Annotated in this window: 25 protein-coding genes, 1 tRNA gene and 4 pseudogenes; 23 read left to right on the forward strand and 7 right to left on the reverse strand. The window is 40.4% G+C overall.

What is annotated here, in order from left to right; genetic code table 11:
- The first annotated feature begins 1 nt into the window (after nucleotide 1).
- The 3 genes from QMQ21_RS03410 to QMQ21_RS03420 are packed head-to-tail and all read left to right on the forward strand — an operon-like array spanning nucleotide 2 to nucleotide 3,865.
- The gene (locus tag QMQ21_RS03410; protein ID WP_031243260.1) at nucleotides 2-892 is read left to right on the forward strand and encodes a carbohydrate ABC transporter permease; all 891 of its coding nucleotides are present in this window, start codon (nucleotides 2-4) and stop codon (nucleotides 890-892) included.
- Between the two features lie 27 nt (nucleotides 893-919).
- Nucleotides 920-2,536 carry an ABC transporter substrate-binding protein gene (locus QMQ21_RS03415; RefSeq protein WP_261813909.1) on the forward strand — a complete coding sequence of 539 codons (1,617 nt, stop codon included), beginning with the start codon at nucleotides 920-922 and terminating at the stop codon, nucleotides 2,534-2,536.
- Nucleotides 2,537-2,545: 9 nt separating this feature from the next.
- Nucleotides 2,546-3,865, forward strand: coding sequence for a glycoside hydrolase family 32 protein (locus tag QMQ21_RS03420; protein ID WP_054387994.1), 1,320 nt, complete (start codon nucleotides 2,546-2,548; stop codon nucleotides 3,863-3,865).
- A gap of 206 nt (nucleotides 3,866-4,071) precedes the next feature.
- On the opposite strand, the gene QMQ21_RS03425 is transcribed toward QMQ21_RS03420, so the two are convergent.
- Nucleotides 4,072-4,144, reverse strand: a tRNA-Lys gene (locus QMQ21_RS03425).
- A gap of 264 nt (nucleotides 4,145-4,408) precedes the next feature.
- Nucleotides 4,409-5,682 (reverse strand): annotated as a pseudogene (locus QMQ21_RS03430) (replication-associated recombination protein A).
- A gap of 294 nt (nucleotides 5,683-5,976) precedes the next feature.
- Here QMQ21_RS03430 and QMQ21_RS03435 point away from each other — a divergent pair.
- The 10 genes and pseudogenes from QMQ21_RS03435 to pepF all read left to right on the forward strand — a co-directional run bounded on the left by QMQ21_RS03435 (nucleotide 5,977) and on the right by pepF (nucleotide 13,264).
- Complete coding sequence (locus QMQ21_RS03435; protein ID WP_000425689.1) at nucleotides 5,977-6,198, forward strand: hypothetical protein; 222 nt, start codon at nucleotides 5,977-5,979, stop codon at nucleotides 6,196-6,198.
- A 154-nt stretch (nucleotides 6,199-6,352) separates the two neighbouring features.
- Nucleotides 6,353-6,541, forward strand: a complete 189-nt coding sequence (locus tag QMQ21_RS03440) for a hypothetical protein (protein WP_001862821.1) — start codon at nucleotides 6,353-6,355, stop codon at nucleotides 6,539-6,541.
- 135 nt (nucleotides 6,542-6,676) lie between these two features.
- Complete coding sequence (locus tag QMQ21_RS03445; protein WP_054387996.1) at nucleotides 6,677-6,856, forward strand: type II toxin-antitoxin system HicA family toxin; 180 nt, start codon at nucleotides 6,677-6,679, stop codon at nucleotides 6,854-6,856.
- Nucleotides 6,857-6,892: 36 nt separating this feature from the next.
- Entirely contained in the window at nucleotides 6,893-7,345 is a 453-nt protein-coding gene (locus QMQ21_RS03450; RefSeq protein WP_000961810.1) for a type II toxin-antitoxin system HicB family antitoxin, read from the forward strand.
- Nucleotides 7,346-7,635: 290 nt separating this feature from the next.
- Entirely contained in the window at nucleotides 7,636-8,106 is a 471-nt protein-coding gene (locus QMQ21_RS03455; protein ID WP_000257101.1) for a DUF3013 family protein, read from the forward strand.
- Nucleotides 8,107-8,124: 18 nt separating this feature from the next.
- Nucleotides 8,125-9,213: a site-2 protease family protein gene (locus QMQ21_RS03460; protein ID WP_000719722.1), complete on the forward strand. Its 1,089-nt coding sequence runs from the start codon at nucleotides 8,125-8,127 to the stop codon at nucleotides 9,211-9,213.
- Nucleotides 9,194-9,622: an NUDIX hydrolase gene (locus tag QMQ21_RS03465; RefSeq protein WP_000418168.1), complete on the forward strand. Its 429-nt coding sequence runs from the start codon at nucleotides 9,194-9,196 to the stop codon at nucleotides 9,620-9,622. The genes QMQ21_RS03460 and QMQ21_RS03465 overlap by 20 nt, the downstream gene beginning before the upstream one ends.
- A gap of 137 nt (nucleotides 9,623-9,759) precedes the next feature.
- Nucleotides 9,760-10,712, forward strand: a pseudogene (gene prmA / locus QMQ21_RS03470) (50S ribosomal protein L11 methyltransferase).
- Between the two features lies 1 nt (nucleotide 10,713).
- Nucleotides 10,714-11,457, forward strand: coding sequence for a 16S rRNA (uracil(1498)-N(3))-methyltransferase (locus tag QMQ21_RS03475; protein WP_001188205.1), 744 nt, complete (start codon nucleotides 10,714-10,716; stop codon nucleotides 11,455-11,457).
- A 10-nt stretch (nucleotides 11,458-11,467) separates the two neighbouring features.
- Nucleotides 11,468-13,264, forward strand: a complete 1,797-nt coding sequence (gene pepF, locus QMQ21_RS03480; RefSeq protein ID WP_023935669.1) for an oligoendopeptidase F — start codon at nucleotides 11,468-11,470, stop codon at nucleotides 13,262-13,264.
- Nucleotides 13,265-13,324: 60 nt separating this feature from the next.
- On the opposite strand, the gene QMQ21_RS03485 is transcribed toward pepF, so the two are convergent.
- Nucleotides 13,325-14,002, reverse strand: a complete 678-nt coding sequence (locus QMQ21_RS03485; RefSeq protein ID WP_000433071.1) for an ArsR/SmtB family transcription factor — start codon at nucleotides 14,000-14,002, stop codon at nucleotides 13,325-13,327.
- A 267-nt stretch (nucleotides 14,003-14,269) separates the two neighbouring features.
- Between QMQ21_RS03485 and QMQ21_RS03490 the strand changes: the two genes are divergently transcribed.
- The 3 genes and pseudogenes from QMQ21_RS03490 (at nucleotide 14,270) to QMQ21_RS03500 (ending at nucleotide 16,878) form a co-directional block, all read left to right on the forward strand.
- Nucleotides 14,270-15,382: a HesA/MoeB/ThiF family protein gene (locus QMQ21_RS03490; RefSeq protein WP_054387999.1), complete on the forward strand. Its 1,113-nt coding sequence runs from the start codon at nucleotides 14,270-14,272 to the stop codon at nucleotides 15,380-15,382.
- Nucleotides 15,352-16,122, forward strand: a complete 771-nt coding sequence (locus tag QMQ21_RS03495) for an ABC transporter ATP-binding protein (protein WP_000966495.1) — start codon at nucleotides 15,352-15,354, stop codon at nucleotides 16,120-16,122. Before QMQ21_RS03490 ends, QMQ21_RS03495 begins: the two co-directional genes overlap by 31 nt.
- A pseudogene (locus QMQ21_RS03500) lies at nucleotides 16,115-16,878 on the forward strand (ABC transporter permease). The gene QMQ21_RS03495 and the pseudogene QMQ21_RS03500 overlap by 8 nt, the downstream one beginning before the upstream one ends.
- Nucleotides 16,879-17,142: 264 nt before the next feature.
- On the opposite strand, the pseudogene QMQ21_RS03505 reads toward QMQ21_RS03500, so the two are convergent.
- The 4 genes and pseudogenes from QMQ21_RS03505 to QMQ21_RS03520 form a co-directional block, all read right to left on the reverse strand.
- A pseudogene (locus QMQ21_RS03505) lies at nucleotides 17,143-17,391 on the reverse strand (transposase); the annotation flags it as partial.
- A gap of 251 nt (nucleotides 17,392-17,642) precedes the next feature.
- A complete protein-coding gene (locus QMQ21_RS03510) occupies nucleotides 17,643-18,410 on the reverse strand; it encodes a membrane protein (protein WP_023935671.1) in 768 nt (255 codons plus the stop codon).
- 16 nt (nucleotides 18,411-18,426) lie between these two features.
- The gene (locus tag QMQ21_RS03515; protein WP_031233482.1) at nucleotides 18,427-19,122 is read right to left on the reverse strand and encodes an ABC transporter ATP-binding protein; all 696 of its coding nucleotides are present in this window, start codon (nucleotides 19,120-19,122) and stop codon (nucleotides 18,427-18,429) included.
- 4 nt (nucleotides 19,123-19,126) lie between these two features.
- The gene (locus tag QMQ21_RS03520; RefSeq protein ID WP_000119153.1) at nucleotides 19,127-19,492 is read right to left on the reverse strand and encodes a GntR family transcriptional regulator; all 366 of its coding nucleotides are present in this window, start codon (nucleotides 19,490-19,492) and stop codon (nucleotides 19,127-19,129) included.
- A 139-nt stretch (nucleotides 19,493-19,631) separates the two neighbouring features.
- Here QMQ21_RS03520 and nrdR point away from each other — a divergent pair, with 139 nt between their 5' ends.
- The 7 genes from nrdR to QMQ21_RS03555 all read left to right on the forward strand — a co-directional run bounded on the left by nrdR (nucleotide 19,632) and on the right by QMQ21_RS03555 (nucleotide 24,624).
- Nucleotides 19,632-20,105 (forward strand): transcriptional regulator NrdR, encoded by a 474-nt coding sequence (nrdR, locus tag QMQ21_RS03525; RefSeq protein WP_261813912.1) that lies wholly within the window; start codon nucleotides 19,632-19,634, stop codon nucleotides 20,103-20,105.
- Nucleotides 20,106-21,275, forward strand: coding sequence for a replication initiation and membrane attachment family protein (locus QMQ21_RS03530; protein ID WP_023935674.1), 1,170 nt, complete (start codon nucleotides 20,106-20,108; stop codon nucleotides 21,273-21,275).
- Nucleotides 21,276-22,172 (forward strand): primosomal protein DnaI, encoded by an 897-nt coding sequence (dnaI, locus tag QMQ21_RS03535; protein ID WP_023935675.1) that lies wholly within the window; start codon nucleotides 21,276-21,278, stop codon nucleotides 22,170-22,172. It begins immediately after the preceding gene.
- Complete coding sequence (locus QMQ21_RS03540) at nucleotides 22,169-22,882, forward strand: NADPH-dependent oxidoreductase (protein WP_023935676.1); 714 nt, start codon at nucleotides 22,169-22,171, stop codon at nucleotides 22,880-22,882. The genes dnaI and QMQ21_RS03540 overlap by 4 nt, the downstream gene beginning before the upstream one ends.
- Nucleotides 22,883-22,895: 13 nt before the next feature.
- On the forward strand, nucleotides 22,896-23,204 hold the full coding sequence (locus QMQ21_RS03545; protein WP_284522436.1) for a GTPase: 309 nt from the start codon (nucleotides 22,896-22,898) through the stop codon (nucleotides 23,202-23,204).
- A complete protein-coding gene (gene der, locus QMQ21_RS03550; protein WP_284524081.1) occupies nucleotides 23,180-24,211 on the forward strand; it encodes a ribosome biogenesis GTPase Der in 1,032 nt (343 codons plus the stop codon). The genes QMQ21_RS03545 and der overlap by 25 nt, the downstream gene beginning before the upstream one ends.
- A 77-nt stretch (nucleotides 24,212-24,288) precedes the next feature.
- Entirely contained in the window at nucleotides 24,289-24,624 is a 336-nt protein-coding gene (locus tag QMQ21_RS03555) for a hypothetical protein (RefSeq protein WP_000400493.1), read from the forward strand.
- The last annotated feature ends 30 nt before the right edge of the window (nucleotides 24,625-24,654 follow it).

Below are 24,654 nucleotides of genomic sequence, written 5' to 3' on the forward strand. Positions count from 1 at the left end.
CATGAAAAATTCGATTATGGATACAAAATTTGATAGACGTATCTTACTCTTAAATAAAATCATTATTGTCTTTATCGTTTTGATAACCTTACTTCCTTTACTTTATATCGTCGTAGCATCCTTTATGGATCCTAAGGTTCTGGTTAGTAGAGGGATTAGCTTTAATCCAGCCGATTGGACGGTAGAAGGTTACCAGCGTGTATTCAGTGACCAATCTATTCTAAGAGGTTTTATCAATTCTCTACTATACTCTTTTGGCTTTGCGGCTTTAACAGTCTTGCTATCTGTGTTTACAGCTTATCCTCTTTCTAAGAAAGACTTGGTAGGGCGCCGTTGGATTAACTACTTCTTGATTGTAACCATGTTCTTTGGTGGTGGTTTAGTCCCAACTTACTTGCTGGTAAAAGATTTGGGCATGCTGAATACTCCATGGGCTATCATTGTTCCAGGTGCTGTCAATGTTTGGAATATTATTCTTGCTAGGGCTTATTTCCAAGGATTGCCTGAAGAATTAGTTGAAGCAGCGGTCATTGATGGTGCAAATGATTTACAGATTTTCTTCAAAATCATGCTTCCTCTTGCAAAACCAATTATGTTTGTTCTCTTCCTCTATGCTTTTGTCGGCCAGTGGAACTCATACTTTGATGCAATGATTTATATCAAGGATCCAAACTTGGAACCATTGCAACTAGTACTTCGTAAAATTCTCATTCAGAGCCAACCAGGTCAAGACATGATTGGAGCACAAGCGGCTATGAATGAAATGAAACGTTTAGCTGAATTGATTAAATACGCAACTATTGTCATTTCTAGCTTGCCATTGATTGTTATGTATCCATTCTTCCAAAAATACTTTGATAAAGGAATTATGGCTGGTTTACTTAAAGGATAAAAAAGAAAAAATAAAAGGAGTTTTCTCATGAAATTCAAAACATTCTCAAAATCAGCAGTTTTGTTGACAGCTAGTTTAGCAGTACTTGCAGCCTGTGGCTCAAAAAATACAGCTTCAAGTCCAGATTATAAGTTGGAAGGTGTAACATTCCCGCTTCAAGAAAAGAAAACATTGAAGTTTATGACAGCTAGTTCACCTCTAGCACCAAAAGACCCAAATGAAAAGTTAATTTTGCAACGTTTGGAGAAGGAAACTGGCGTTCATATTGACTGGACCAACTACCAATCCGACTTTGCAGAAAAACGTAACTTGGATATTTCTAGTGGTGATTTACCAGATGCTATCCACAACGACGGAGCTTCAGATGTGGACTTGATGAACTGGGCTAAAAAAGGTGTTATTATTCCAGTTGAAGATTTGATTGATAAATACATGCCAAATCTTAAGAAAATTTTGGATGAGAAACCAGAGTACAAGGCCTTGATGACAGCACCTGATGGGCACATTTACTCATTCCCATGGATTGAAGAGCTTGGAGATGGTAAAGAGTCTATTCACAGCGTCAACGATATGGCTTGGATTAACAAAGATTGGCTTAAGAAACTTGGTCTTGAAATGCCAAAAACTACTGATGATTTGATTAAAGTCCTAGAAGCTTTCAAAAACGGGGATCCAAATGGAAATGGAGAGGCTGATGAAATTCCATTTTCATTTATTAGTGGTAACGGAAACGAAGATTTTAAATTCCTATTTGCTGCATTTGGTATAGGGGATAACGATGATCATTTAGTAGTAGGAAATGATGGCAAAGTTGATTTCACAGCAGATAATGATAACTATAAAGAAGGTGTCAAATTTATCCGTCAATTGCAAGAAAAAGGCTTGATTGATAAAGAAGCTTTCGAACATGATTGGAATAGTTACATTGCTAAAGGTCATGATCAGAAATTTGGTGTTTACTTTACATGGGATAAGAGTAATGTTACTGGAAGTAATGAAAGTTATGATGTTTTACCAGTACTTGCTGGACCAAGTGGTCAAAAACACGTAGCTCGTACAAACGGTATGGGATTTGCACGTGACAAGATGGTTATTACCAGTGTAAACAAAAACCTAGAATTGACAGCTAAATGGATTGATGCACAATACGCTCCACTCCAATCTGTGCAAAATAACTGGGGAACTTACGGAGATGACAAACAACAAAACATCTTTGAATTGGATCAAGCGTCAAATAGTCTAAAACACTTACCACTAAACGGAACTGCACCAGCAGAACTTCGTCAAAATACTGAAGTAGGAGGACCACTAGCTATCCTAGATTCATACTATGGTAAAGTAACAACCATGCCTGATGATGCCAAATGGCGTTTGGATCTTATCAAAGAATATTATGTTCCTTACATGAGCAATGACAATAACTATCCAAGAGTCTTTATGACACAGGAAGATTTGGACAAAATTGCCCATATCGAAGCAGATATGAATGACTATATCTACCGTAAACGTGCTGAATGGATTGTAAATGGCAATATTGATACTGAGTGGGATGATTACAAGAAAGAACTTGAAAAATACGGACTTTCTGATTACCTCGCTATTAAACAAAAATACTACGATCAATACCAAGCAAACAAAAACTAGAGGTTGATTATGGGAGATAAGAAATACACAGTAGAAAAAGCCAATCGTTTTATAGCAGAAAATAAACATCTCGTTAATACTCAATATAAGCCTGAAGAACATTTTTCAGCTGAGATTGGTTGGATCAATGATCCAAATGGATTTGTCTATTTTCGTGGAGAATACCATCTCTTTTATCAATTCTATCCATATGATAGTGTTTGGGGACCTATGCACTGGGGACATGCTAAAAGTAAGGACTTGGTGACTTGGGAGCACTTGCCAGTGGCACTTGCTCCTGACCAAGACTACGACAGCAATGGTTGCTTCTCAGGCTCTGCCATTGTCAAAGACGATCGCCTCTGGCTCATGTATACTGGAAACATCGAAGAAGAAACAGGTGTTCGTCAAGTGCAAAATATAGCATTTTCAGACGATGGGATTCACTTTGAAAAGATTGAACAAAATCCAGTTGCAACTGGAGCAGACTTGCCAGATGAGTTGATTGCTGCTGATTTCCGTGATCCAAAACTCTTTGAAAAAGATGGACGCTATTACTCCGTAGTAGCTGCTAAACACAAGGATAACGTGGGCTGTATCGTTCTACTAGGGTCCGATAACCTAGTAGAATGGCAGTTCGAATCCATCTTTTTAAAAGGGATAGAACACCAAGGCTTCATGTGGGAATGCCCAGATTACTTTGAGTTAGATGGGAAGGATTGCCTTATTATGTCACCCATGCGTTATCAGCGTGAGGGAGACTCATATCATAACATCAATTCATCGGTTTTGTTCACGGGTAAGGTAGATTGGGAAGAAAAACTTTTTATTCCAGAATCAGTTCAAGAAATTGATCATGGCCAAGACTTCTATGCGCCTCAAACATTGTTGGACGATCAAAATCATCGTATCCTGATTGCTTGGATGCAGACATGGGGGCGTACCCTTCCAACCCATGACCAAGAACACAAATGGGCTGGTGTCATGACTTTACCTAGAATTCTAAGATTGGAAGATGGCAAACTAAGACAATTCCCTGTTAAAAAAGGCCAATATCAAATCCAAATAGATAAAGATTGTCATTTCCACTTAGGAAATGATACAGATTATCTTGAATTTGGTTATGACAGTAATGCGCAGCAAGTTTACATTGATCGTAGCCATCTTGTTCAAAAAATTCTAGGTGAAGAAGAACAGGACACTAGTCGACGGTATGTAGATATTGAAGCTAAAGAATTGGAAGTTGTTCTAGATAAAAATTCCATCGAGATTTTTGTCAATCAAGGTGAAGCAAGCTTGACTGCAACTTATTACTTAACGGTGCCAGCTGAGCTATCACGAATTGATTAAAAATTAAGTTATTTCTCCTAAAGAAAAAGTTCTCTTTCTAAAATAGTGGAAAGAGGACTTTTTGTGTTTTGGGTATATAAGCTTAGTTTATGGTATTTGTAAAATTGGTGTTGGATTATGATTTAAGCTAGTTTTCTAAAGAATTTGAAAAAATTTTATTTAAGCAAAAAAACCTTGGTTCCAAGACTTTTCCTGTTGTATTTATATGCCTCCTACAGGGATCGAACCTGTGACCCACGGATTAAGAGTCCGCTGCTCTGCCAGCTGAGCTAAGGAGGCAAAGAAAAAAGCTGTATTGGTGCCGAAACTTCACGGTTTGTATTGAACCCGCGCAATTAAGCAGGTGGGCAACTCGCTCTAACTGAAGCTGTTTCCGTGTGAGACGGCCTACATGCTGTTAGAAGACTTTTGTTTCCCTAATAATACAAAAAATAGTCGGTCAACACTTAAGTGTGAAGTCGTACACCACAGCGTTTCTATACTTATATGATACCACTTTTTCAAAAAAAATCAAGAGGAAAGTGCAATTTTTTGAAAAGGATTTCAGATTTTTCGCAAACGGTCGATAGCTTCCTTTCTTTGAGCCAAGGCCCGTTCATATTTACCAGTATCTTCTGCTTGGAAATAGTGATGATTACGAATTTTTTCTGGCAGATAGTCTTGCTTGACCCAATTTCCAGGATAGTTGTGTGGATAGAGATAGTCTTGGGCATTGCCAAGTTCCTTGCTTCCACTGTAGTGCCCATCACGCAGGTGTCGCGGAATAGGCAAGTGCCCTGATGTTTTGAGGTCAGCAAGTGCCTTATCCATAGCTACATAGGCTGAGTTGGATTTTGGAGAAAGGGCCAAATCAATCACGACATTGGCAATGAGAATGCGGGCTTCTGGGAATCCAATCCTTTGTGCAGCATCCAGAGCAGTCACGGTATGAATCTGGGCTTCAGGGTTGGCCAAACCGATATCTTCATAGGCGATAACGGTCAAGCGTCGAGCGAGACTTGGCAAATCACCAGCCTCAATCAAGCGGGCGGCATAGTGGAGACTAGCATCCACATCCGAGCCACGGATAGACTTTTGCAGGGCTGAGAGGACATCGTAGTGTCCATCCCCATCTTTGTCCATAGTAATATAACTCCGCTGCAGGCTATTTTCCATGATATCAAGGGTGATATGGCGAATGCCCTCGTCATTCTCAGGGGTAGAGAGAATAGCCAGGTCCAGCGAGTTAAAGGTAGAGCGCAGGTCTCCGTTTGTAGAGGTTGCGATGAAATCCAGCACATCCTCATCTAGTTCTACTGGAAAATCAAAACCACGCTCAGGGTTACTTAGAGCTATCTGCAGGGCCTCTTTGACGTCTTGGTTAGACAGAGGTTCTAACTCAAAAATTTGAACTCGGCTACGGATGGCAGGAGTGACCGAGAAGAAAGGATTTTCAGTCGTAGCGCCAATCATGATGACCAGTCCGCTTTCCAAGAGAGGCAAGAGGAAGTCCTGCTTGGTTTTATCTAGTCTATGAATCTCGTCTAGTAATAGGACGAGACCACCAGAGAATTTAGCCTCTTCCGCAATTTCTTGCAGTCGCTTTTTACTATCAACTGTCGCATTGAAAGTTCGAAAGGCATACTTGGTCGTTCCAGCGATGGCAGAGGCAATACTGGTTTTGCCGATTCTTGGAGGGGGCCATATAGAATCATGGAGGACAGGCGGTTGGCTTCCACCATGCGGCGGATGATTTTTCCAGGTCCGACCAGATGCTCCTGACCGATGACCTGGTCGATGGTTTTAGGGCGCATGCGAAGCGCGAGATTGTCTGGCATAACAGTCCTTTCTAAGGTGGATTTTAGTGTCATATTTTTTGAGCAGTATAACTTATCTAATATATCTTACTATGTCCATTCTAGCCTATTAGTTGTGATATTTCAATGGTTTTGTAACATTCCGGAGCTTTTGACTATTTAATTTAATGAGGAGAGGTATCAGCATGAGAGATTTGATTTTCCTTAAAGCTCAAAATAGGATAGTTGAGCCTAAAGAAGTGGAAGTGCTGACTTGAGAAATAATATTGCTGAATGTCATTGTATGAACTATAATGAAAAGAGAGGTGATAAGCAATGGAAATGATGGAACTACCAAGTCAGGAAATTTTGATTTTTACAAAACAAATTCGTCATTGGATTCTTAGTGATCAAGTTATTTCAGGGAAAAGAAAACTTTTCTTCCGAGAAGATACTCCAAAAGAGATTTTAGATTTGTACGAAAACATTAAATCTAAACTTGATTTTGCTTACCAAGAAGTTCATTCTAATAATGGGTTGAAAAAATATGAAAAATAGAATAATTGATGTTTTTGAAGTAGTAAATCGCCTCCTTGTAATAACTGTTGAAAATCCTGATTTTGAATACTTGAGAGTTAATCATACTCAATGAAAATCAAAGAGCAAACTAGGAAACTAGCCGCAGGCTGTACTTGAGTACGGTAAGGCGACGTTGACGTGGTTTGAAGAGATTTTCGAAGAGTATCAGTTTGTAAAAATTGGAGATAAAAAATATAGAGTACGCAGTGTTCCTATGATTCATTCAACTCCGCCTCAATCTGTCTTAGATCGAGATACTTTTACAATTGACTATACAGATGATGAATTGCTCGATAAAGAAGCAGTTTTTACTACTCATTAGAAAATAGGTATGAATAAATTGGCTTCCCTTAGAACCACATCTAGGGGCTTTTATGTATAATAGAATAATAAGTATCACTCCTTTACAATACGTGTAACACGTGTTATAATGGTGTTGTCAGGAGGTAAAAGCGCTATGCCTATGACACAAAAAGAGATGGTTAAACTCCTTACGGTCCATGGTTGGATAAAGACTAGAGGCGGTAAAGGTTCCCATATTAAAATGGAAAAGCAAGGGGAAAGACCTATCACAATCCCTCATGGTGAGCTGAATAAGTACACTGAAAGAGGGATAAGAAAGCAAGCTGGGTTGTAAAATTCAGTCCCTGCTTTTTGATATGGAGGTAGTGAAATGTTAGTTACGTATCCAGCTTTATTTTATTATGACGACACAGACGGAACAGAAGCGACTTATTTTGTCCATTTCCCAGATTTTGAATACTCAGCTACACAAGGAGAGGGGATTTCTGAGGCTTTGGCTATGGGGTCGGAGTGGCTAGGGATAACTGTTGCAGATTTGATAGAGAGTGATGGAGAGTTACCTCAGCCATCAGATATCAATAGCTTGTCTTTAATTGATAATGATCCTTTTAAAGATGATGAAGATTTCGTGTCAACCTATGACCTTGATAAATCTTTTATTTCTATGGTATCTGTTGATGTATCAGAATACCTAGGAAGTCAGGAACCCATTAAAAAGACTTTGACCATACCAAAATGGGCAGATAAGTTGGGACGAGAAATGGGACTTAACTTTTCTCAGACTTTGACAGACGCTATTGCAGATAAGAAAGTTCAAGCCTAAGATTAAGCGTGGTATCGTGGTAATAGTCAATAAAAAAGCACGTCCACTTGTGCTAGTTACTCGCCTATTGATTTTATAGATTTATTAGCCCTTTCGCGGGCTTTTTATATTGATTTTTATGAGAAATGAAGAAATCAGACTTTTAAGAAAATCACTGATACCAAGGGTTTAAATGAGGTAATATGGTATAATTAGGACATAAAATAATTTTGTGGTAAGATGGTAGTATCTATTTTAGCATATTTCCGAGCAATCGGGGCGATTAAAGAGTCGCATAGAAAGAGGACAAAATGGCAACATACGGATTTTTAGATGTTTTAGAGGAAGAGTTGGACAAGAACTTTCCCTTTGACTTTGAGATTAGCTGGGACAAACGCAACCATGCGGTAGAAGTGAGTTTTCTATTGGAAGCGCAAAATGCTGCAGGTGTGGAGATGGTGGATGAAGACGGAGAGGTTTCATCAGATGACATTCTTTTTGAGGAAGCGGTCCTTTTCTACAATCCTGCCAAGTCAACAGTCAATGAGGAAGACTATTTGACTGTTATTCCTTACCTGCCTAAAAAAGGATTTTCCCGTGAATTTTTAGCTTATTTTGCCCTTTTCCTTAAAGATACTGCTGAGGTTGGGCTAGATACCCTCATGGACTTTTTGGAAGATCCAGAAGCAGAGGAATTTGTTATGGAATGGAATCAAGAAGTCTTTGAAGAAGGAAAAGTTGGCTTGGAAGAGGGAGAATTTTATCCTTATCCAAGATACTAGGAGTTGGTTGGAGGTGTTATGAAGAAAATTGGGACTTATTTGGTTTATGTGCTAGCTGTTGTCTTTATTATGCTAGCTTTTGCTTGTGGAACAATCGCATTTGCAGAGTTGGGGTATTCCGCAGTTTTAGCCTTTACTTTTGGTTATGCCTTCGCTCTTCTAAGCATGTATTTAATCTTTATTCTTCATGAACTGGGTCATGCTTTTTGTGGCTACTTGACAGGCTATCGGCTGGTGGCTTTTGGATTAGGACATTTTATTTTGACCAAAAAGTCAGGCAGGTTTCATCTTAGTAGAACAGCCATTCTGAAAAATGTTGGTGCTCAATACATTGGTTTAAAAGAGGATGAAAGCGATCAAAGAATCATCCTGATGCTTTCAGGAGGCTTGATGGTTCATCTCGGCTTGATATTATTGGCGATAGTGTTTGGATTTTTGACAAGAAGCTGGTATTTTGCAGGGACTTGGATTTTTCTTAATTTATCTTTCTTCCTAAATAACATTTTGCCAGTCGACATCACCGATGGAGCAAAAATTTGGGAATTACTACAACACCCTGAAAATACCAAATACGCCTACCTGGTATTGAGACATTCTGCTCAAACTTTGCTTGCTCCTCAAGAATATGATTTGAAAGACTTTGTTCAAGCAGTTCCTGAGGATGCACGAGGGAGTTTTGCGGATGGTGTATTAGGTATGCAAGGTGAAGTTTCCATTTTGGAAGGGAAGGAAGAAGTAGCTAAACAGCAGTTTCAAGCATTACTTGAGAGGACAACTACTCCGATGATGCAGACAGTTGCCCAACTATCCCTGCTTCATATCGCCTTGTTGGAAGGAGATTTTGAGCAAGCGGAGCAATATGCTAGTATTCGACAGGTCAAATCGTTTCTGTCTCTCAAACTGTCCAATCTTCAAGTGATACAAGCCTGGTATCAATTAAAGGTGAAGAAAGATGTAGATCGAACTCGTAAGGCTCTCAAGATTGCTAGACAGAAAATGGATAGTAGTCGAATGTTGAGGGACGAGAAACGCTATTATGAAAACTTGTTAGCAGAGCTGGAAAAGGAAATGTTAGAAGGAACTGAAGATGGAACTAGAAATTTCTGATTTCCAAGGTTGCAAGATTGCCCTCTTTTGTGGGGATAAGCTACTGACGATTTTGCGTGATGACAAGGACGATATCCCTTGTCCCAACATGTGGGAGTTGCCAGGTGGTGGCCGTGAAGGGGACGAAAGCCCTTTTGAATGCGCTCGGCGTGAAGTTTATGAGGAACTGGGAATTCATTTAGATGAAGACTGTCTGCTTTGGAGCAAGATTTATCCTAGCGTAATTTTTAAAGGCAAGAAATCGGTCTTTATGGTTGGTCAGCTAAGACAAGAACAATTTGACAATATCATCTTCGGAGATGAAGGACAGGGCTATCAGCTGATGAATGTTGAGGAATTTCTTAGTTCCAGTCAAGTTGTGCCTCAGTTGCAAGAGAGATTAAAAGATTATTTAAAAGTAAGTGATTAGAAAGGATGGTTCAGTTACATTTCTAAACTGAACCCGCCCTAAACACTGTGCCAAAAAGATAAACTTCTCTTAGACACAAACGTCTTCAGAGAGTTTCCTATTTTGGCTTTGTGTTTTACGGGCTTGGTATCTTAATAATGGAAACATGGCAAGAGTTAAAAGTTACAGTGAAGCGTGAGGGAGAGGAGTTGGTTTCCAATCTCTTGATTGAGCTGGGAGCGCAAGGGGTAGCAATTGAAGACAGCATGGACTATGTGGGAAATGTGGACCGATTCGGTGAAATTTTCCCAGAGGTGGAGCAACAGGAAGAAATCGTAGTGACCGCCTACTACCCTGAAACGGTTGATGTAGCAGCAGTTGAAGCGGATTTGCAGGCTCGTCTGGCAGAATTGACCGACTTTATGGACCTAGGAGAAGTCAAGATGGGCACGACTGCCTTGGCTGAGGAAGACTGGGCTGACAACTGGAAGAAGTATTATGAACCTAAGCACGCATCACTCATGACCTGACCATCGTACCGTCATGGACGGACTATGAGGCAACAGCAGGAGAAAAAATTATCAAGCTGGATCCTGGTATGGCCTTTGGTACGGGGACCCACCCAACTACCAAGATGAGCCTTTTTGCCTTGGAACAGGTTCTTCGTGGTGGCGAAACGGTGCTAGATGTGGGGACTGGTTCAGGGGTTCTCTCTATTGCCAGCTCGCTTCTGGGGGCTAAAGAAATTTTCGCCTATGACCTGGATGATGTGGCGGTTCGTGTGGCTCAGGAAAATATTGAGCTCAACCCTGGCATGGAAAATATCCATGTAGCGGCTGGAGATTTGCTTAAGGGTGTGGAAATTGAGGCAGATGTGATTGTGGCTAATATCTTGGCGGATATCCTCATTCATCTGACAGAGGATGCTTATTGTCTGGTCAAGGACGAAGGCTACCTGATCATGAGTGGCATTATCAAGGATAAGTGGGACATGGTGCGCGAGTCGGCTGAATCAGCTGGATTTTTCCTCGAAACTCACATGGTTCAAGGGGAATGGAATGCCTGTGTCTTTAAGAAAACCAAGGATATCTCTGGTGTGATTGGAGGCTAGCATGCAGCAGTATTTTGTAAAAGGCAGTGCTATCTCTCCTGTCACTATCGAGGACAAGGAAACCAGTAAGCATATGTTTCAGGTTATGCGCTTGAAAGAAGAGGATGAGGTTACCTTAGTCTTTGATGATGGCATCAAGCGCTTGGCGCGCGTGCTGGATATGGAAAATCGTCAGTTTGAGTTGGTCCAAGAATTAAATGACAATGTGGAACTACCAGTCCAAGTGACCATCGCATCTGGATTTCCCAAGGGAGACAAGCTGGAGTTCATCGCTCAAAAAGTAACCGAACTGGGTGCTAGCCAAATCTGGGCCTTTCCTGCAGACTGGTCAGTTGCCAAGTGGGATGGCAAGAAATTGGGTAAAAAAGTTGAAAAACTAGAAAAAATTGCCCTTGGAGCAGCCGAGCAAAGCAAGCGTAATATTGTACCAAGTATTAAACTTTTCGAGAAAAAAGCAGATTTTCTAGCTCAGCTGGACCAGTTTGACTCTATCATAGTAGCCTATGAAGAATCAGCTAAAGAAGGAGAAGCCGCTGCGCTTCTGCAAGCAGTCACTGGTCTTGAAACAGGAGCCAAACTGCTCTTTATCTTTGGTCCAGAAGGCGGTCTGTCACCTGCAGAAATCGAAAGTTTTGAAGCTAAGGGAGCCGTTTTGGTAGGCCTAGGTCCTCGTATTTTGCGAGCAGAAACAGCACCGCTTTACGCCTTATCAGCCCTTAGTGTTTTAGTAGAATTAGAGAAATAAGAGGAAGAAAATGGAACAAAAACACCGTTCAGAATTTCCAGAGAAGGAACTCTGGGACTTAACAGCCCTATACCAAGACCGTGAGGATTTCTTGCGTGCAATCGAGAAAGCTCGCGAAGACATCAACCAGTTTAGCCGTGATTACAAGGGCAATCTTCACATTTTTGAGGATTTCGAGAAGGCCTTTGCGGAATTGGAACAGATCTACATTCAGATGAGCCATATTGGCAACTATGCTTTTATGCCTCAGACGACGGACTATAGCAATGACGAATTTGCCAATATTGCCCAAGCTGGGATGGAATTTGAAACAGCTGCCAGCGTAGCCTTGACCTTCTTTGACGATGCCTTGGTGGCAGCAGACGAGGAAGTCTTGGACCGTTTGGGTAAATTGCCACATTTAACAGCTGCCATTCGTCAGGCTAAAATCAAAAAAGCCCACTACTTAGGGGCAGATGTGGAGAAGACCTTGACAAATCTCGGTGAAGTTTTCTATAGTCCGCAGGACATTTATACTAAGATGCGAGCTGGGGATTTTGAAATGGCTGACTTTGAAGCCCATGGCAAGACCTATAAAAACAGCTTTGTCACCTATGAGAATTTCTACCAAAATCACGAGGATGCTGAGGTTCGTGAGAAATCCTTCCGTTCCTTCTCAGAGGGACTTCGTAAGCACCAAAATACGGCTGCAGCAGCCTATCTGGCTCAGGTCAAGTCTGAAAAACTCTTGGCTGATATGAAGGGATATGACTCTGTCTTTGACTATCTTCTAGCTGAACAAGAAGTGGACCGTGTCATGTTTGATCGCCAGATTGACCTCATCATGAAGGACTTTGCACCAGTCGCTCAGAGATACCTCAAGCATGTTGCCAAGGTAAATGGTCTTGAAAAGATGACCTTTGCAGACTGGAAATTGGACTTGGACAGCGCCCTCAATCCTGAAGTGACTATTGACGATGCCTATGATTTGGTCATGAAGTCGGTAGAACCTTTGGGGCAAGAATATTGTCAGGAAGTTGCTCGTTACCAAGAAGAGCGCTGGGTGGACTTTGCTGCTAACAGTGGCAAGGATTCCGGTGGTTATGCGGCGGACCCATATCGCGTACACCCTTATGTACTCATGAGCTGGACAGGCCGTTTGAGCGATGTCTATACCTTGATTCATGAAATCGGGCATTCTGGTCAATTCATCTTTTCAGACAATCATCAAAGCTATTTCAACGCCCACATGTCGACCTATTATGTTGAAGCACCGTCGACCTTCAATGAATTGCTACTCAGTGATTACTTAGAGAACCAGTCTAATGACCCACGTCAAAAACGCTTCGCTCTGGCTCATCGCTTGACAGACACCTACTTCCATAATTTCATCACCCACCTCTTGGAAGCAGCCTTCCAGCGCAAGGTTTATACACTGATTGAAGAAGGAGAAACCTTCGGAGCAAGCAAACTCAACAGCATTATGAAGGAAGTTTTGACGGATTTCTGGGGAGATGCCATTGAAATTGATGATGATGCAGCTTTGACTTGGATGCGCCAAGCTCACTACTACATGGGCTTGTATAGTTACACTTACTCAGCAGGACTAGTCATCTCGACTGCGGGTTACCTTCATCTTAAAAACTCAGAAACTGGAGCTGAAGACTGGCTCAATCTCCTTAAATCAGGTGGCAGCAAGACACCACTGGAGTCAGCCATGATTATCGGTGCGGATATTTCAACAGACAAACCACTTCGTGATACCATCCAATTCTTGTCTGATACGGTTGATCAGATTATCGCCTACAGTGCCCAGTTGGGAGAGTAAGGGGAATAGAGAGGTTGTTATAGAATTGGTATGGACAGTTATTTGCTTAAAAATCCATGTTTAAATCCCCCACTCCTTTTCGAGGAATTCTTTGCCCTGCTCTGTAATGGTAAGTGAACGTGGCGTTTGTGCAGGGATGACCAATTGTTTTTCACTGAAAAATTCTAAAAGAGCATTGCCGAGAGCTCCGCCGACATGATTTTTACGTTCGCTCCAATCCAAACATTTAGGGCAAAATTTCCGTTTTTTCTTTTTCAATTCATCCGTATCAATGTGTAATTTTCTTTGGAAATAAGACTTCCCAGCTTCAGTGAGTTGGAAGTCTTTTTCTGATTCGCTGAGGAGATTTTCTTGCAAGAGATAATTGGTAATGGAAATGCCAAGCTCACCAGCAATATGGTCATAGCAGGTGCGAGCGACCTTTAATTCCTTTTTGTGAATGTGTTGTTTATAACTTTTGACATCACGCTGAGGAGAGTAGAAGCTGAGAAATTCCAGCATTTCTGCAATGGCAGCACTTTTTAAAGAATAATAATGAAAACGTCCATAGGTTTGTAGAGTGGTTACCTGTGCTTCGGTAAGTAATTTGAGGTGATAGCTGACAGTATGTTGCTTGATTTTGGTAAAGCTGGCAATTTCGTTAACCGTGTGAGCTTTTCCATCCATTAGAATATCTAAAATGTGCATCCGAGAAGGGTCTGATAAGAGTTTTGTGATGATGAAAATATCTGGTTCCATAAAAATTTTCTCCAAATTTCATATATCGATGATTTTCTATCTTTTATTATACTATAATTAAAGCACAAGATAAATAGATTTTTAAAATGTTTTACTAGAGAATATTTTAAATTTTATTGTCTGAGTTTAAATGGAGGTAAAATTACAAAAGTAATTTCAGCAGTATCCACAGTTGAAGGACGTTAATCTTAAGATTACATTCTCAACATTTTTTCAAAAGTGAATGGATTTTTCCATTCCTTTTGTCTATTTTAGGAGGAAATAGAATTGAATTTACCTAAAATTAAAGATATTCATAGTGTCCTATTTTTAAAGGATAAAATTAGATTAGGTATAGGAAAAGATTATGGTATTGAGATTGAGAATCTGGATGAGAAGTATACTCAGCTCATTAAGCTCCTCAATGGAAAACACACAATCAATGAAATTTGTAGTTTAGTTGATAACTTGTCTTCTAATGATGTAGAAGAAAGTATTTCTTTACTAGATACACTAGGGTATTTGGAGGATAATTTTGTTACTACAACTGAATTAACTTCAGAAGAATTGGACAGATATTCCGTAAATCTTAACTTTTTTAATACTTTAGATACATTATCTTTAACAAAATATGATTATCAGTTAAAATTAAAAAAGACGCGTATTTTGCTCTTAGGTATTGGTGGTATAGGAAGTAATATCTGTCTAGCATTGGCTGAATTAGGTATAGGGCATATTACAGCAGTTGATTTTGATACGGTCGAAGCTAGTAATCTCAATAGACAAATTTTGTATTCGACATCTGATATTGGAAAAAGAAAAGTAGAGGCTGCAAAAGAGTCGCTTAGAAAGTTTAATCCTTTAATTGAATTTGAGGTACTTGATAAAGAGATAGGTTCAAAAGAGGATGTTGATGAGTTAATAAAAACTTCAAAATGTGATATCGTAGTAAATGTTGCAGATTATCCAACAGGCTATATTGATTTTTGGGTCAATGAAGCTTGTGTTCAATACAATAAATTATGTCTGTCTGCTGTGGTGGGTAAGAAAAATGGGAAAGTATATTCAATTATTCCGTATAAAGCAGCGTGCTATTACTGTCAGTTTTTAGAGGATTTGGAAAAAATTCCTGAGTATGCTGAGGAGTTGGAGACTGTTCGTACGATGACAAATTCATTGGAACTAGAGATGTTCAGAACTCCGAATGGTGCTTTAGGTCCTGCTTGTCTATTTCAAGGGTATTTTATTTCGTTTGAAATTTTAAGATATATTTTTTGGGGATACGAAGCATTGCTAACATTTAATAAAAGATTCTCAATTGACTTTATAACATTCGAACAACATTTTGATGAATTAACAAAGTATCCAACATGCTCTATTTGTGGGGGAAAGAAAGAGTGAAGAAGTTAAGTGTTAAAAATCTAAAAAAGCAATATGGTTCTTATGAAGCTGTCAAGGGAATTAGCTTTGAATTGGGAGAAGGAGAGTGTTTGGGTATCTTGGGAATCAACGGTGCTGGCAAAACATCCACTTTAAAGATGATTTACTCACTGACCTCAATTTCCTCAGGAGAGATTGATATCTTGGGGCAAAATATTGAAACCAATCGTCGTAAGAGTAAATCTTGTCTGGGTATTGTAGGGCAGGAGGATATGCTGGACATGACCTTGAATGTTTATGATAATCTTTTTGCTCACGGTCTATGTTATGGTATCTCATCTGTCGAACTTAGGAAGAGAATCGATTCTCTCTTGGATTTTGTTCAACTGAGCAAACATGCGCAAAAGATGGTGAATCAGCTGTCGGGTGGGATGCGACGACGTCTTGTCTTGGCAAGAGCTCTCATCAATCGGCCTGATATTATCATTTTAGATGAACCGACAGTTGGTTTAGACATTCAATCCCGCAATATTATTTGGGATAAACTTTTGGAGTTGAAGGAATTAGGTGTTTCTATCATTATTACTTCCCACTATATGAATGAGATTGAATATTTGACAGATAGGGTGCTGATGCTCCACCAAGGGACTATCAAAGAAGAAGGAACTGTAGAAGACTTGCTCATCAAGTATGATGCTGACAACCTTGAGACGCTTTTTTTGGGGTTGACTGGGACAGAGAAGGAGGACTTGCATGTTTAAGTTATCATTTCAGTCCATCGGACACGTTGTGGTACGCAACTACATGAGTTTTAGAAATTTATTTAAAATTTCAATTGTCCCCAACCTTATCGACCCCTCTTTTATCTTTTAGCAATGGGATTTGGAGTTGGTGCCTATTTGACGCATGTTAACGGTATGCTCTACCGTGATTTTGTCATTACAGGTTTAATTGCTGCGACTGCCATGTCTGCGGCCACCGCAGAAACAACGGTCAATGCCTTTATCCAGTATAAGATTGAAAAGACTTATGATGCTATGTTGATGACGCCAATCAATACGAGTGATATTGTGGTGGGTCAGGCTATCTGGGCAGGTATTCGTGCAGTGATTTTCGGTGGGATTTTTTGGCTGATTTCCATGCTTATCACAGCGCATTTTCATGTCTTGATGTTATTGATTCCTCTGATTTTATTTATAGTGGGTTATTTGTTTGGTGTTTTAGGACTAATCTTTACCTACTTGGCACCGTCTAGGGAATTTCTGAATTACTACAATGTTTTGGTAATCCGTCCTCTTTATATGTTTTCAGATACCTTCTTTCCCATTACTTCCTTGCCCCCAATACTTGGTGATTTGACTTGGTTTTCTCCCTTGTATCACGCTACCCGCATGATTCGTATTATATGGGGAGGTGAGGTGACAGGTTTGTATCTTCATCTTATCTGGTTGATAGCCTTGGCGCTCTTGATAACGGTGCTTCCTATGTATATGTTACATCGTAGATATTATAGATAGTCTAATTATTTGTGATGTTGTAGTCATATTCTAATTTATACTAAACGTTATTCGAATTTGGACAGGTATGGGAACTGTGCCTATCAATATTGTAATTTATGGAAGTTGAAATAGTACGGTTCAGTTTTTAAAATATTGTTAGAAATTATAGTGAAATGAAATAAGAACAGGATAAATCGATCAGGACAGTCAAATCGATTTCTAAGAATGTTTTAGAAGTAGAGGTGTACTATTCTAGTTTCAATCTACTATGTTTTAAATTCCCTAATCAATTTGTATAGTCTTTATTTCATTGCCAAATTTCAAGTTCTCCATCAAGAAGTCTTCTCTGGGGGACTTGTAGTTCAAGTGTTTTTTAGGATAGTTATTAATCCAATTTTCGATGAATGCGACTTCTTTGGGAGTCGTTTTCTTAGTTCCTTTAGGTAACCATCTCTGAATGAGCCTATTGTGATTCTCATTAGTTCCCCTTTCCCAAGAGACATAGGGGGGTGCATAATAGATATGCTCCTTAGCACTGCTTTGAGGTTGTAGATAGAACTGACGAAGTCAGCTCAAAACATGGTTTTGAGGTTGTGGATAGAACTGACGAAGTCAGTAACCATACCTACGGCAAGGTGAAGCTGATGTAGTTTGAAGAGATTTTCGAAGAGTATTAATTGGTTAGAAGGATTCGTCTGTAAGATAAAGTTAGACGGAAAATGAGATAAAATCAAAAAGGATAGCCTCTCTGTGATGAGATGTTATCCTTTTTGATTTTAAAACTATTGCAAGTTAACCTTGTTTCTCAAAATATAGTAGGTTCCGAGATAAAAGATAGCTATGAATATGAGTTCTTTAACAATGCCTATGCTTGCTCCCATATAGAAATTATCATTAAATCCTGCAAGTGAATTGACATAGAAGTTAGTACTGGTATTGAAGAAGACTTCAATAAAGCCAATGACGATTTGGATCCCAATGTAGGCTGCAACAGCGAGTGCTGTACGGTATTCATTGAAAAGCTGTCCAATGGAAATAGCCAAGTAGATGCAGAGGATTCCAGAAACGGTATTTAGTAGGAAGGATAACCCCACAAGAGAGAGTTGAGGAAGGTATGTTCCTACAAGTGGGAACAAGTCATAATGTGACATCCATTCTGGAACCGTTATAGTCACAATAAGAAAAGCACTTAGAGCCAGTACAACCGAGCTAAGTATAGACCAGATAAAGGCTCCGACTAATTTAGCAGTGATGATATAGTGCTCAGAAACTGGCAAGGTCAAAGTCAGATAGCCTTGTCGGTCATAGACACTACCTTTAAAGCGTTTAATAATCAAGAAAATGGTTGAAATCCCCAGTGTAATCATCAAGCCACCAAAGACAGTAGCTAGAAAAATGAGTAGGACAGGTTGGTTTTCTTTGACAGGCAGATTGTTATAGGTCTGTGCTTGTATCCCGATAAGGGCAGAAAGGACTAGCACAGCACCATAAAGGGCTAAATACCACTTGTTAACATTTTTAAATTCGTAGCGAACTAAATTCCAAAACATAAATAATCTCCTTTGCTTAGGCCTTAAATTCCTGACGGAAGAGCTGGTCAATGGATTCACCAGACTCATAGCGAATGTCATCTACATTGCCTTGACGGACGACTTTTCCGTCTTTGAGGAAGACAATTTCATCCAAGATTGGCTCGATATCAGAAATCAAGTGGGTAGAAATCAAAACGGTAGAAGTTGGGGAGTAGTTGTTGATAATGGTATTGAGGATATACTCACGGGCTGCTGGATCCACCCCACCAATGGGTTCGTCCAGAACGTAAAGACGAGCATCACGGCTCATAACCAAAATCAGTTGTACCTTTTCCTTGTTTCCTTTTGATAGTTTCTTGAGACGACTATTTTCATCAATGCCGAGGTCTGCAAGTAGATGATGGGCGCGTTCAAGATTGAAATCTTTATAGAAGGTCTTGAAGTAGGTTAGGGCTTCTTTGACCTTCATTTGCTCATTGAGATAGGTCGTATCAGGCAAATAAGCTACAACGGCCTTGGTTGCTGGGCTTGGGTCCATGTCGTTGATGAGGACACGTCCTTGATCTGGTTGTAAGAGGCCGTTGATTAGTTTAATCAGGGTTGTTTTTCCTGAGCCGTTTGGCCCAAGAAGGCCGACAATTTTTCCAGCTGGAATGTCAAGAGAAACATTTGCAAGGGCTGGTGTTGCTCCATATGATTTGGATACATTTTCAAATGCTAGTAATGACATAGGCTTAAACTCCTTTAATATAATCACTGACTACGCCTGGTAGTTCTTCTTTTTCATAGCCAAAATGGGTCATGGAGGAAACGAAGTGTTCCAATTCTTCTTCTGATAATTGTTTGCGTGACTGGGCGATTAGCTCCTTATCCTTAGTCACAAATCGTCCAGTTGTTCGCTTGCTGTAGACAAATCCTTCTCGTTCAAGGTCTGATAAGGCTCTTTGGATGGTATTGGGATTGACACCAGCCTCACTAGCTAGCTCCCTCACGGTTGGAAGTTGTTGATTGGGTTCCAGTGTATGGGAAACAATCTGAAGCTTGATTTTCTCCATAATCTGTAAATAGATGGGTTTTTTGTTGTCAAATGTCCAGGACATCTTAGTCTCCTTTCTCTTACCCTTTTGTCTTAATTAAATAATACAACAAAACAAAAAACTTGTCAAGCAAAAAGAAGAATTGTTTTGGGAATCGTTTAAAAAATGGTATAATGAAAAGAAAACGATAAGGAGGGAAAGGATGCGTTGTCAAAAATGTGGGGCTACCAAGTCAAGTGTTATCGATAGTCGCCAAGCAGAAGAAGGGAACACCATTCGTAGAAGACGTGAGTGCGACGAATGCCAACACCGTTTTACAACCTACGAACGGGTAGAAGAAAGAACCTTAGTGGTTGTTAAAAAAGATGGCACACGGGAACAATTCTCCAGAGATAAAATCTTTAATGGGATTATCCGCTCAGCCCAGAAACGTCCTGTGTCAAGTGATGAAATCAACATGGTAGTCAATCGTATCGAACAGAAACTCCGTGGTCGAAATGAAAATGAAATTCAAAGTGAGGACATTGGGTCACTCGTCATGGAGGAGTTGGCTGAATTGGACGAGATTACCTATGTACGTTTTGCTAGTGTCTATCGTAGTTTTAAGGATGTCAGTGAGTTAGAGAGTCTGCTCCAACAAATCACCCAGTCCTCTAAAAAGAAAAAGGAAAGATAAATGAAGCCAATTGACCGTTTTTCTTATCTAAAGAATAATCGGGTGTCGCAAGATACCTCATCTCTGGTACAGTGCTACCTCCCGATTATCGGTCAGGAGGCACTGAGCCTTTATCTTTATACAATCAGTTTTTGGGATAATGGCAGAAAGGAATATCTCTTTTCAAGTATTCTCAACCATCTCAACTTTGGGATGGACAGATTTTTAAAATCCTTGAAAATCTTATCGGCTTTTAATCTCTTAACCCTCTATCAAAAGGGGGATGTTTATCAGCTAGCCCTCCATGCTCCTCTTTCAAGTCAAGATTTCTTGGAGCATCCTGTGTATCGCAGACTTTTGGAGAAGAAGATTGGTGATGCCGCTGTGGAGGATTTGAAAGATGAAAGTGCTGAGGGTGAAGAAATACCTGTCTCACTCAATCAAGTCTTTCCAGACTTAGCAGAACTGGGAAGTCAAGAAGACCTTAGTCTCAAGAAGAAAGTGGCCAACGATTTTGACTTGGATCATTTTCGTCAGCTTATGGCTCGAGATGGGCTTCGCTTTGCGGATGAGCAGTCCGATGTCTTAAACCTCTTTGCCATTGCCGAGGAGAAGAAATGGACTTGGTTTGAAACTTATCAATTGGCTAAGTCAACAGCTGTTTCCCAAGTCATTTCAACCAAACGCATGCGGGAAAAAATCGCTCAAAAACCTGTTTCCTCTGACTTTAGTCCTAAGGAAACAACCATTATCAAAGAGGCCAAAAGTAAAACTGCCCTGCAGTTCTTGGCAGAAATCAAGCAAACACGCAAGGGAACCATCACCCAAACAGAAAGAGAACTCTTGCAACAGATGGCTGGTTTGGGCTTGCTGGACGAAATCATCAATATCATTCTCTTATTGACCTTTAATAAGGTGGATTCGGCAAACATCAATGAGAAATATGCCATGAAGGTGGCTAATGATTATGCCTATCAAAAGATTCATTCGGCAGAAGAGGCAGTCTTGCGAATCCGTGAGCGTGGGCAGAAGAATCAGGCTCAAAAAAGCAGTACCCCTAGTCCTGCCAAGTCCAATGTACCCAAGTGGAGCAATCCAGATTATAAAAATGAAACCAGCGAGGAAACTCGTCTGGAACTAGAACGTAAGAAACAAGAACTATTAGCTCGATTAGAAAAAGGAGGAGATTAGATGGAAAGTGTCGGAGACGTACTCAAGCGTCAACCTAGCCGTTTTCATTATCAAGATTTGGTCCAGAAAATCATGAAGGACCCTGATGTTGCGGCCTTTATCCAGCAAGAATCCTTGACCCCAGAGGAATTGAATCGCAGTATCTCCAAGTTTAATCAGTACATCACCGAGCGCGACAAGTTTCTCCGTGGTGATACGGATTATATTGCCAAAGGCTACAAGCCGATTTTGGTTATGAATCATGGCTATGCGGATGTTTCTTATGAAGAAACTCCTGAGCTAATCGCGGCTGAAAAAGAAGCGGCTATTAAGAACCGTCTCAAGCTAATCAATCTACCAGCCAGTCTCAAGAAAGCTAGTTTGGCTCAAGTTGACTTGGATGATTTGGGGCGCTTACCAGTTTTTGAAAAGCTACTAGCCTTCGTGGAGCAATATCCAGCTATTCGAAAAGGTCTTTACTTATATGGAGACTTTGGTGTGGGTAAAAGTTTCATGGTGGCGGCCTTAGCTCATGATTTATCAGAAAAACGTGGTGTTTCATCAACTCTCCTCCACTATCCTAGCTTTGTCATTGATGTCAAAAATGCTATCAGTGATGGCAATGTTAAGACCTTGGTGGATGAGATTAAGCTGTCTGAGGTCCTGATTTTAGATGATATTGGCGCCGAGCAATCAACCGTTTGGGTGCGTGACGAAATCCTGCAGGTCATTCTCCAATATAGGATGCAGGAAAATTTACCGACCTTTTTCACATCCAACTTCAACTTTGAAGATTTGGAGAAGCATTTTGCGAAAGTGAAACATGGAAATGACGAAACCTGGGAAGCCAGACGGGTCATGGAACGCATCCGTTATTTGGCTGAGGAGACTCGTTTAGAAGGAGTAAACCGTCGATGACAGAAACCATTAAATTGATGAAGGCTCATACTTCAGTGCGCAGGTTTAAAGAGCAAGAAATTCCCCAAGTAGACTTAAATGAGATTTTGACAGCAGCCCAGATGGCATCATCTTGGAAGAATTTCCAATCCTACTCTGTGATTGTGGTACGAAGTCAAGAAAAGAAAGATGCTCTGTATGAATTGGTACCTCAAGAAGCTATTCGCCAGTCTGCTGTTTTCCTTCTCTTTGTCGGAGACTTGAACCGAGCAGAAAAGGGAGCCCAGCTTCATACCGATTCATTCCAACCCCAAGGTGTAGAAGGTCTCTTGATTAGTTCAGTCGATGCGGCTCTTGCTGGTCAAAATGCCCTGCTGGCAGCTGAAAGCTTGGGCTATGGTGGTGTCATTATTGGCTTGGTGCGTTACAAATCAGAAGAAGTGGCAGAGCTCTTTAACCTGCCTGACTACACCTATCCTGTTTTTGGGATGGCACTGGGTGTGCCAAATCAAGAACATGAAGTTAAACCTCGCTTGCCATTGAATCAAGTGGTGTTTGAGGAAGAATATCAGGAACAAACAGTTGATGTGATTGAGGCTTATGACCGTGTACAGGCTGACTATGCTGGGGCGCGTGCGACCACAAGCTGGAGTCAGCGCCTAGCAGAACAGTTTGGTCAAGCTGAACCAAGCTCAACTAGAAAAAATCTTGAACAGAAGAAATTATTGTAGAAAGTGAGAAATTATGGCCCTACCAACTATTGCCATTGTAGGACGTCCCAATGTTGGGAAATCAACCCTATTTAATCGGATCGCTGGTGAGCGAATCTCCATTGTAGAGGATGTCGAAGGAGTGACACGTGACCGTATCTATGCAACGGGTGAGTGGCTCAATCGTTCCTTTAGCATGATTGATACAGGAGGAATCGATGATGTCGATGCTCCTTTCATGGAACAAATCAAGCACCAGGCAGAAATTGCCATGGAAGAAGCCGATGTTATCGTCTTTGTCGTTCTGGTAAGGAAGGAATTACCGATGCAGACGAATACGTAGCCCGTAAGCTTTATAAGACCCACAAACCAGTTATCCTCGCAGTTAACAAGGTGGACAACCCTGAGATGCGAAATGATATCTATGATTTCTATGCCCTCGGTTTGGGTGAACCACTGCCTATCTCATCTGTCCATGGTATCGGTACAGGGGATGTGCTAGATGCGATCGTAGAAAATCTTCCAAATGAATATGAGGAAGAAAATCCAGATGTCATTAAGTTTAGCTTGATTGGTCGTCCTAACGTTGGAAAATCAAGCTTGATCAATGCTATCTTGGGAGAAGACCGTGTTATTGCTAGTCCTGTTGCTGGAACAACTCGTGATGCCATTGATACCCACTTTACAGATACAGATGGTCAAGAGTTTACCATGATTGATACGGCTGGTATGCGTAAGTCTGGTAAGGTTTATGAAAATACTGAGAAATACTCTGTTATGCGTGCCATGCGTGCGATTGACCGTTCAGATGTGGTCTTGATGGTCATCAATGCGGAAGAAGGCATTCGTGAGTACGACAAGCGTATCGCAGGATTTGCCCATGAAGCTGGTAAAGGGATGATTATCGTGGTCAACAAGTGGGATACGCTTGAAAAAGATAACCACACTATGAAAAACTGGGAAGAAGATATCCGTGAGCAGTTCCAATACCTGCCTTACGCACCGATTATCTTTGTATCAGCTTTAACCAAGCAACGTCTCCACAAACTTCCTGAGATGATTAAGCAAATCAGCGAAAGTCAAAATACACGTATTCCATCAGCTGTCTTGAACGATGTCATCATGGATGCCATTGCCATCAATCCAACACCGACAGACAAAGGAAAACGTCTCAAGATTTTCTATGCGACTCAAGTGGCAACCAAACCACCAACCTTTGTCATCTTTGTCAATGAAGAAGAACTCATGCACTTTTCTTACCTGCGTTTCTTGGAAAATCAAATCCGCAAGGCCTTTGTTTTTGAGGGAACCAATTCATCTCATCGCAAGAAAACGCAAATAAAAAAGTAGAATCTGGAATGACAGTTCCATTTTTTTGATATAATAAAATAATAGAAAACGCTATCAAAAGAAGGGGGATGTCGGTGATGGAACATTTGTTTAAATTCTTACTTTTAGCACCGTACTTTTATTTTGATAACTGGATTGAAAAGGCCAACAGAAATAGTAAGTTTTTTCCAATTTTTTATTATTTTTACTGGTTTTACATCCCCTTCTATTCTCTTTTTAGCCTTGCTTGGACAGTTGTTTCAGTTCTGTTTTTCAATACCGTCTTGAGAAATGTGACAGATATCAAGTTATGGGGCATTTGGTTTCTTTTTATTCTGCTAGCTATTGGTATGAATTGGTTAACTTATTCCTGTTTCAAAGAAATGTTTCGCTTGAGACAGGAACTAGGGAAGTCTAAGGGTGGAAGGCATTGATTTATATCGGTTTTTTAATAGGAGGTGGCT

Source organism: Streptococcus bouchesdurhonensis (genome assembly GCF_948472335.1).

Coding starts and splice junctions, on each gene's coding strand:
- QMQ21_RS03460 (WP_000719722.1), top strand. CDS start 8,125: ATGAAGAAAATTGGGACTTATTTGGTTTATGTGCTAGCTGTTGTCTTT.
- QMQ21_RS03530 (WP_023935674.1), top strand. CDS start 20,106: ATGAAGCCAATTGACCGTTTTTCTTATCTAAAGAATAATCGGGTGTCG.
- QMQ21_RS03540 (WP_023935676.1), top strand. CDS start 22,169: ATGACAGAAACCATTAAATTGATGAAGGCTCATACTTCAGTGCGCAGG.
- QMQ21_RS03465 (WP_000418168.1), top strand. CDS start 9,194: ATGGAACTAGAAATTTCTGATTTCCAAGGTTGCAAGATTGCCCTCTTT.
- QMQ21_RS03455 (WP_000257101.1), top strand. CDS start 7,636: ATGGCAACATACGGATTTTTAGATGTTTTAGAGGAAGAGTTGGACAAG.
- QMQ21_RS03485 (WP_000433071.1), bottom strand. CDS start 14,002: ATGGAACCAGATATTTTCATCATCACAAAACTCTTATCAGACCCTTCT.
- QMQ21_RS03410 (WP_031243260.1), top strand. CDS start 2: ATGAAAAATTCGATTATGGATACAAAATTTGATAGACGTATCTTACTC.
- QMQ21_RS03450 (WP_000961810.1), top strand. CDS start 6,893: ATGTTAGTTACGTATCCAGCTTTATTTTATTATGACGACACAGACGGA.
- dnaI (WP_023935675.1), top strand. CDS start 21,276: ATGGAAAGTGTCGGAGACGTACTCAAGCGTCAACCTAGCCGTTTTCAT.
- QMQ21_RS03555 (WP_000400493.1), top strand. CDS start 24,289: ATGGAACATTTGTTTAAATTCTTACTTTTAGCACCGTACTTTTATTTT.
- QMQ21_RS03515 (WP_031233482.1), bottom strand. CDS start 19,122: ATGTCATTACTAGCATTTGAAAATGTATCCAAATCATATGGAGCAACA.
- QMQ21_RS03445 (WP_054387996.1), top strand. CDS start 6,677: ATGCCTATGACACAAAAAGAGATGGTTAAACTCCTTACGGTCCATGGT.
- QMQ21_RS03510 (WP_023935671.1), bottom strand. CDS start 18,410: ATGTTTTGGAATTTAGTTCGCTACGAATTTAAAAATGTTAACAAGTGG.
- QMQ21_RS03520 (WP_000119153.1), bottom strand. CDS start 19,492: ATGTCCTGGACATTTGACAACAAAAAACCCATCTATTTACAGATTATG.
- nrdR (WP_261813912.1), top strand. CDS start 19,632: ATGCGTTGTCAAAAATGTGGGGCTACCAAGTCAAGTGTTATCGATAGT.
- pepF (WP_023935669.1), top strand. CDS start 11,468: ATGGAACAAAAACACCGTTCAGAATTTCCAGAGAAGGAACTCTGGGAC.
- QMQ21_RS03545 (WP_284522436.1), top strand. CDS start 22,896: ATGGCCCTACCAACTATTGCCATTGTAGGACGTCCCAATGTTGGGAAA.
- QMQ21_RS03420 (WP_054387994.1), top strand. CDS start 2,546: ATGGGAGATAAGAAATACACAGTAGAAAAAGCCAATCGTTTTATAGCA.
- QMQ21_RS03415 (WP_261813909.1), top strand. CDS start 920: ATGAAATTCAAAACATTCTCAAAATCAGCAGTTTTGTTGACAGCTAGT.
- QMQ21_RS03435 (WP_000425689.1), top strand. CDS start 5,977: ATGGAAATGATGGAACTACCAAGTCAGGAAATTTTGATTTTTACAAAA.
- QMQ21_RS03475 (WP_001188205.1), top strand. CDS start 10,714: ATGCAGCAGTATTTTGTAAAAGGCAGTGCTATCTCTCCTGTCACTATC.
- QMQ21_RS03495 (WP_000966495.1), top strand. CDS start 15,352: ATGCTCTATTTGTGGGGGAAAGAAAGAGTGAAGAAGTTAAGTGTTAAA.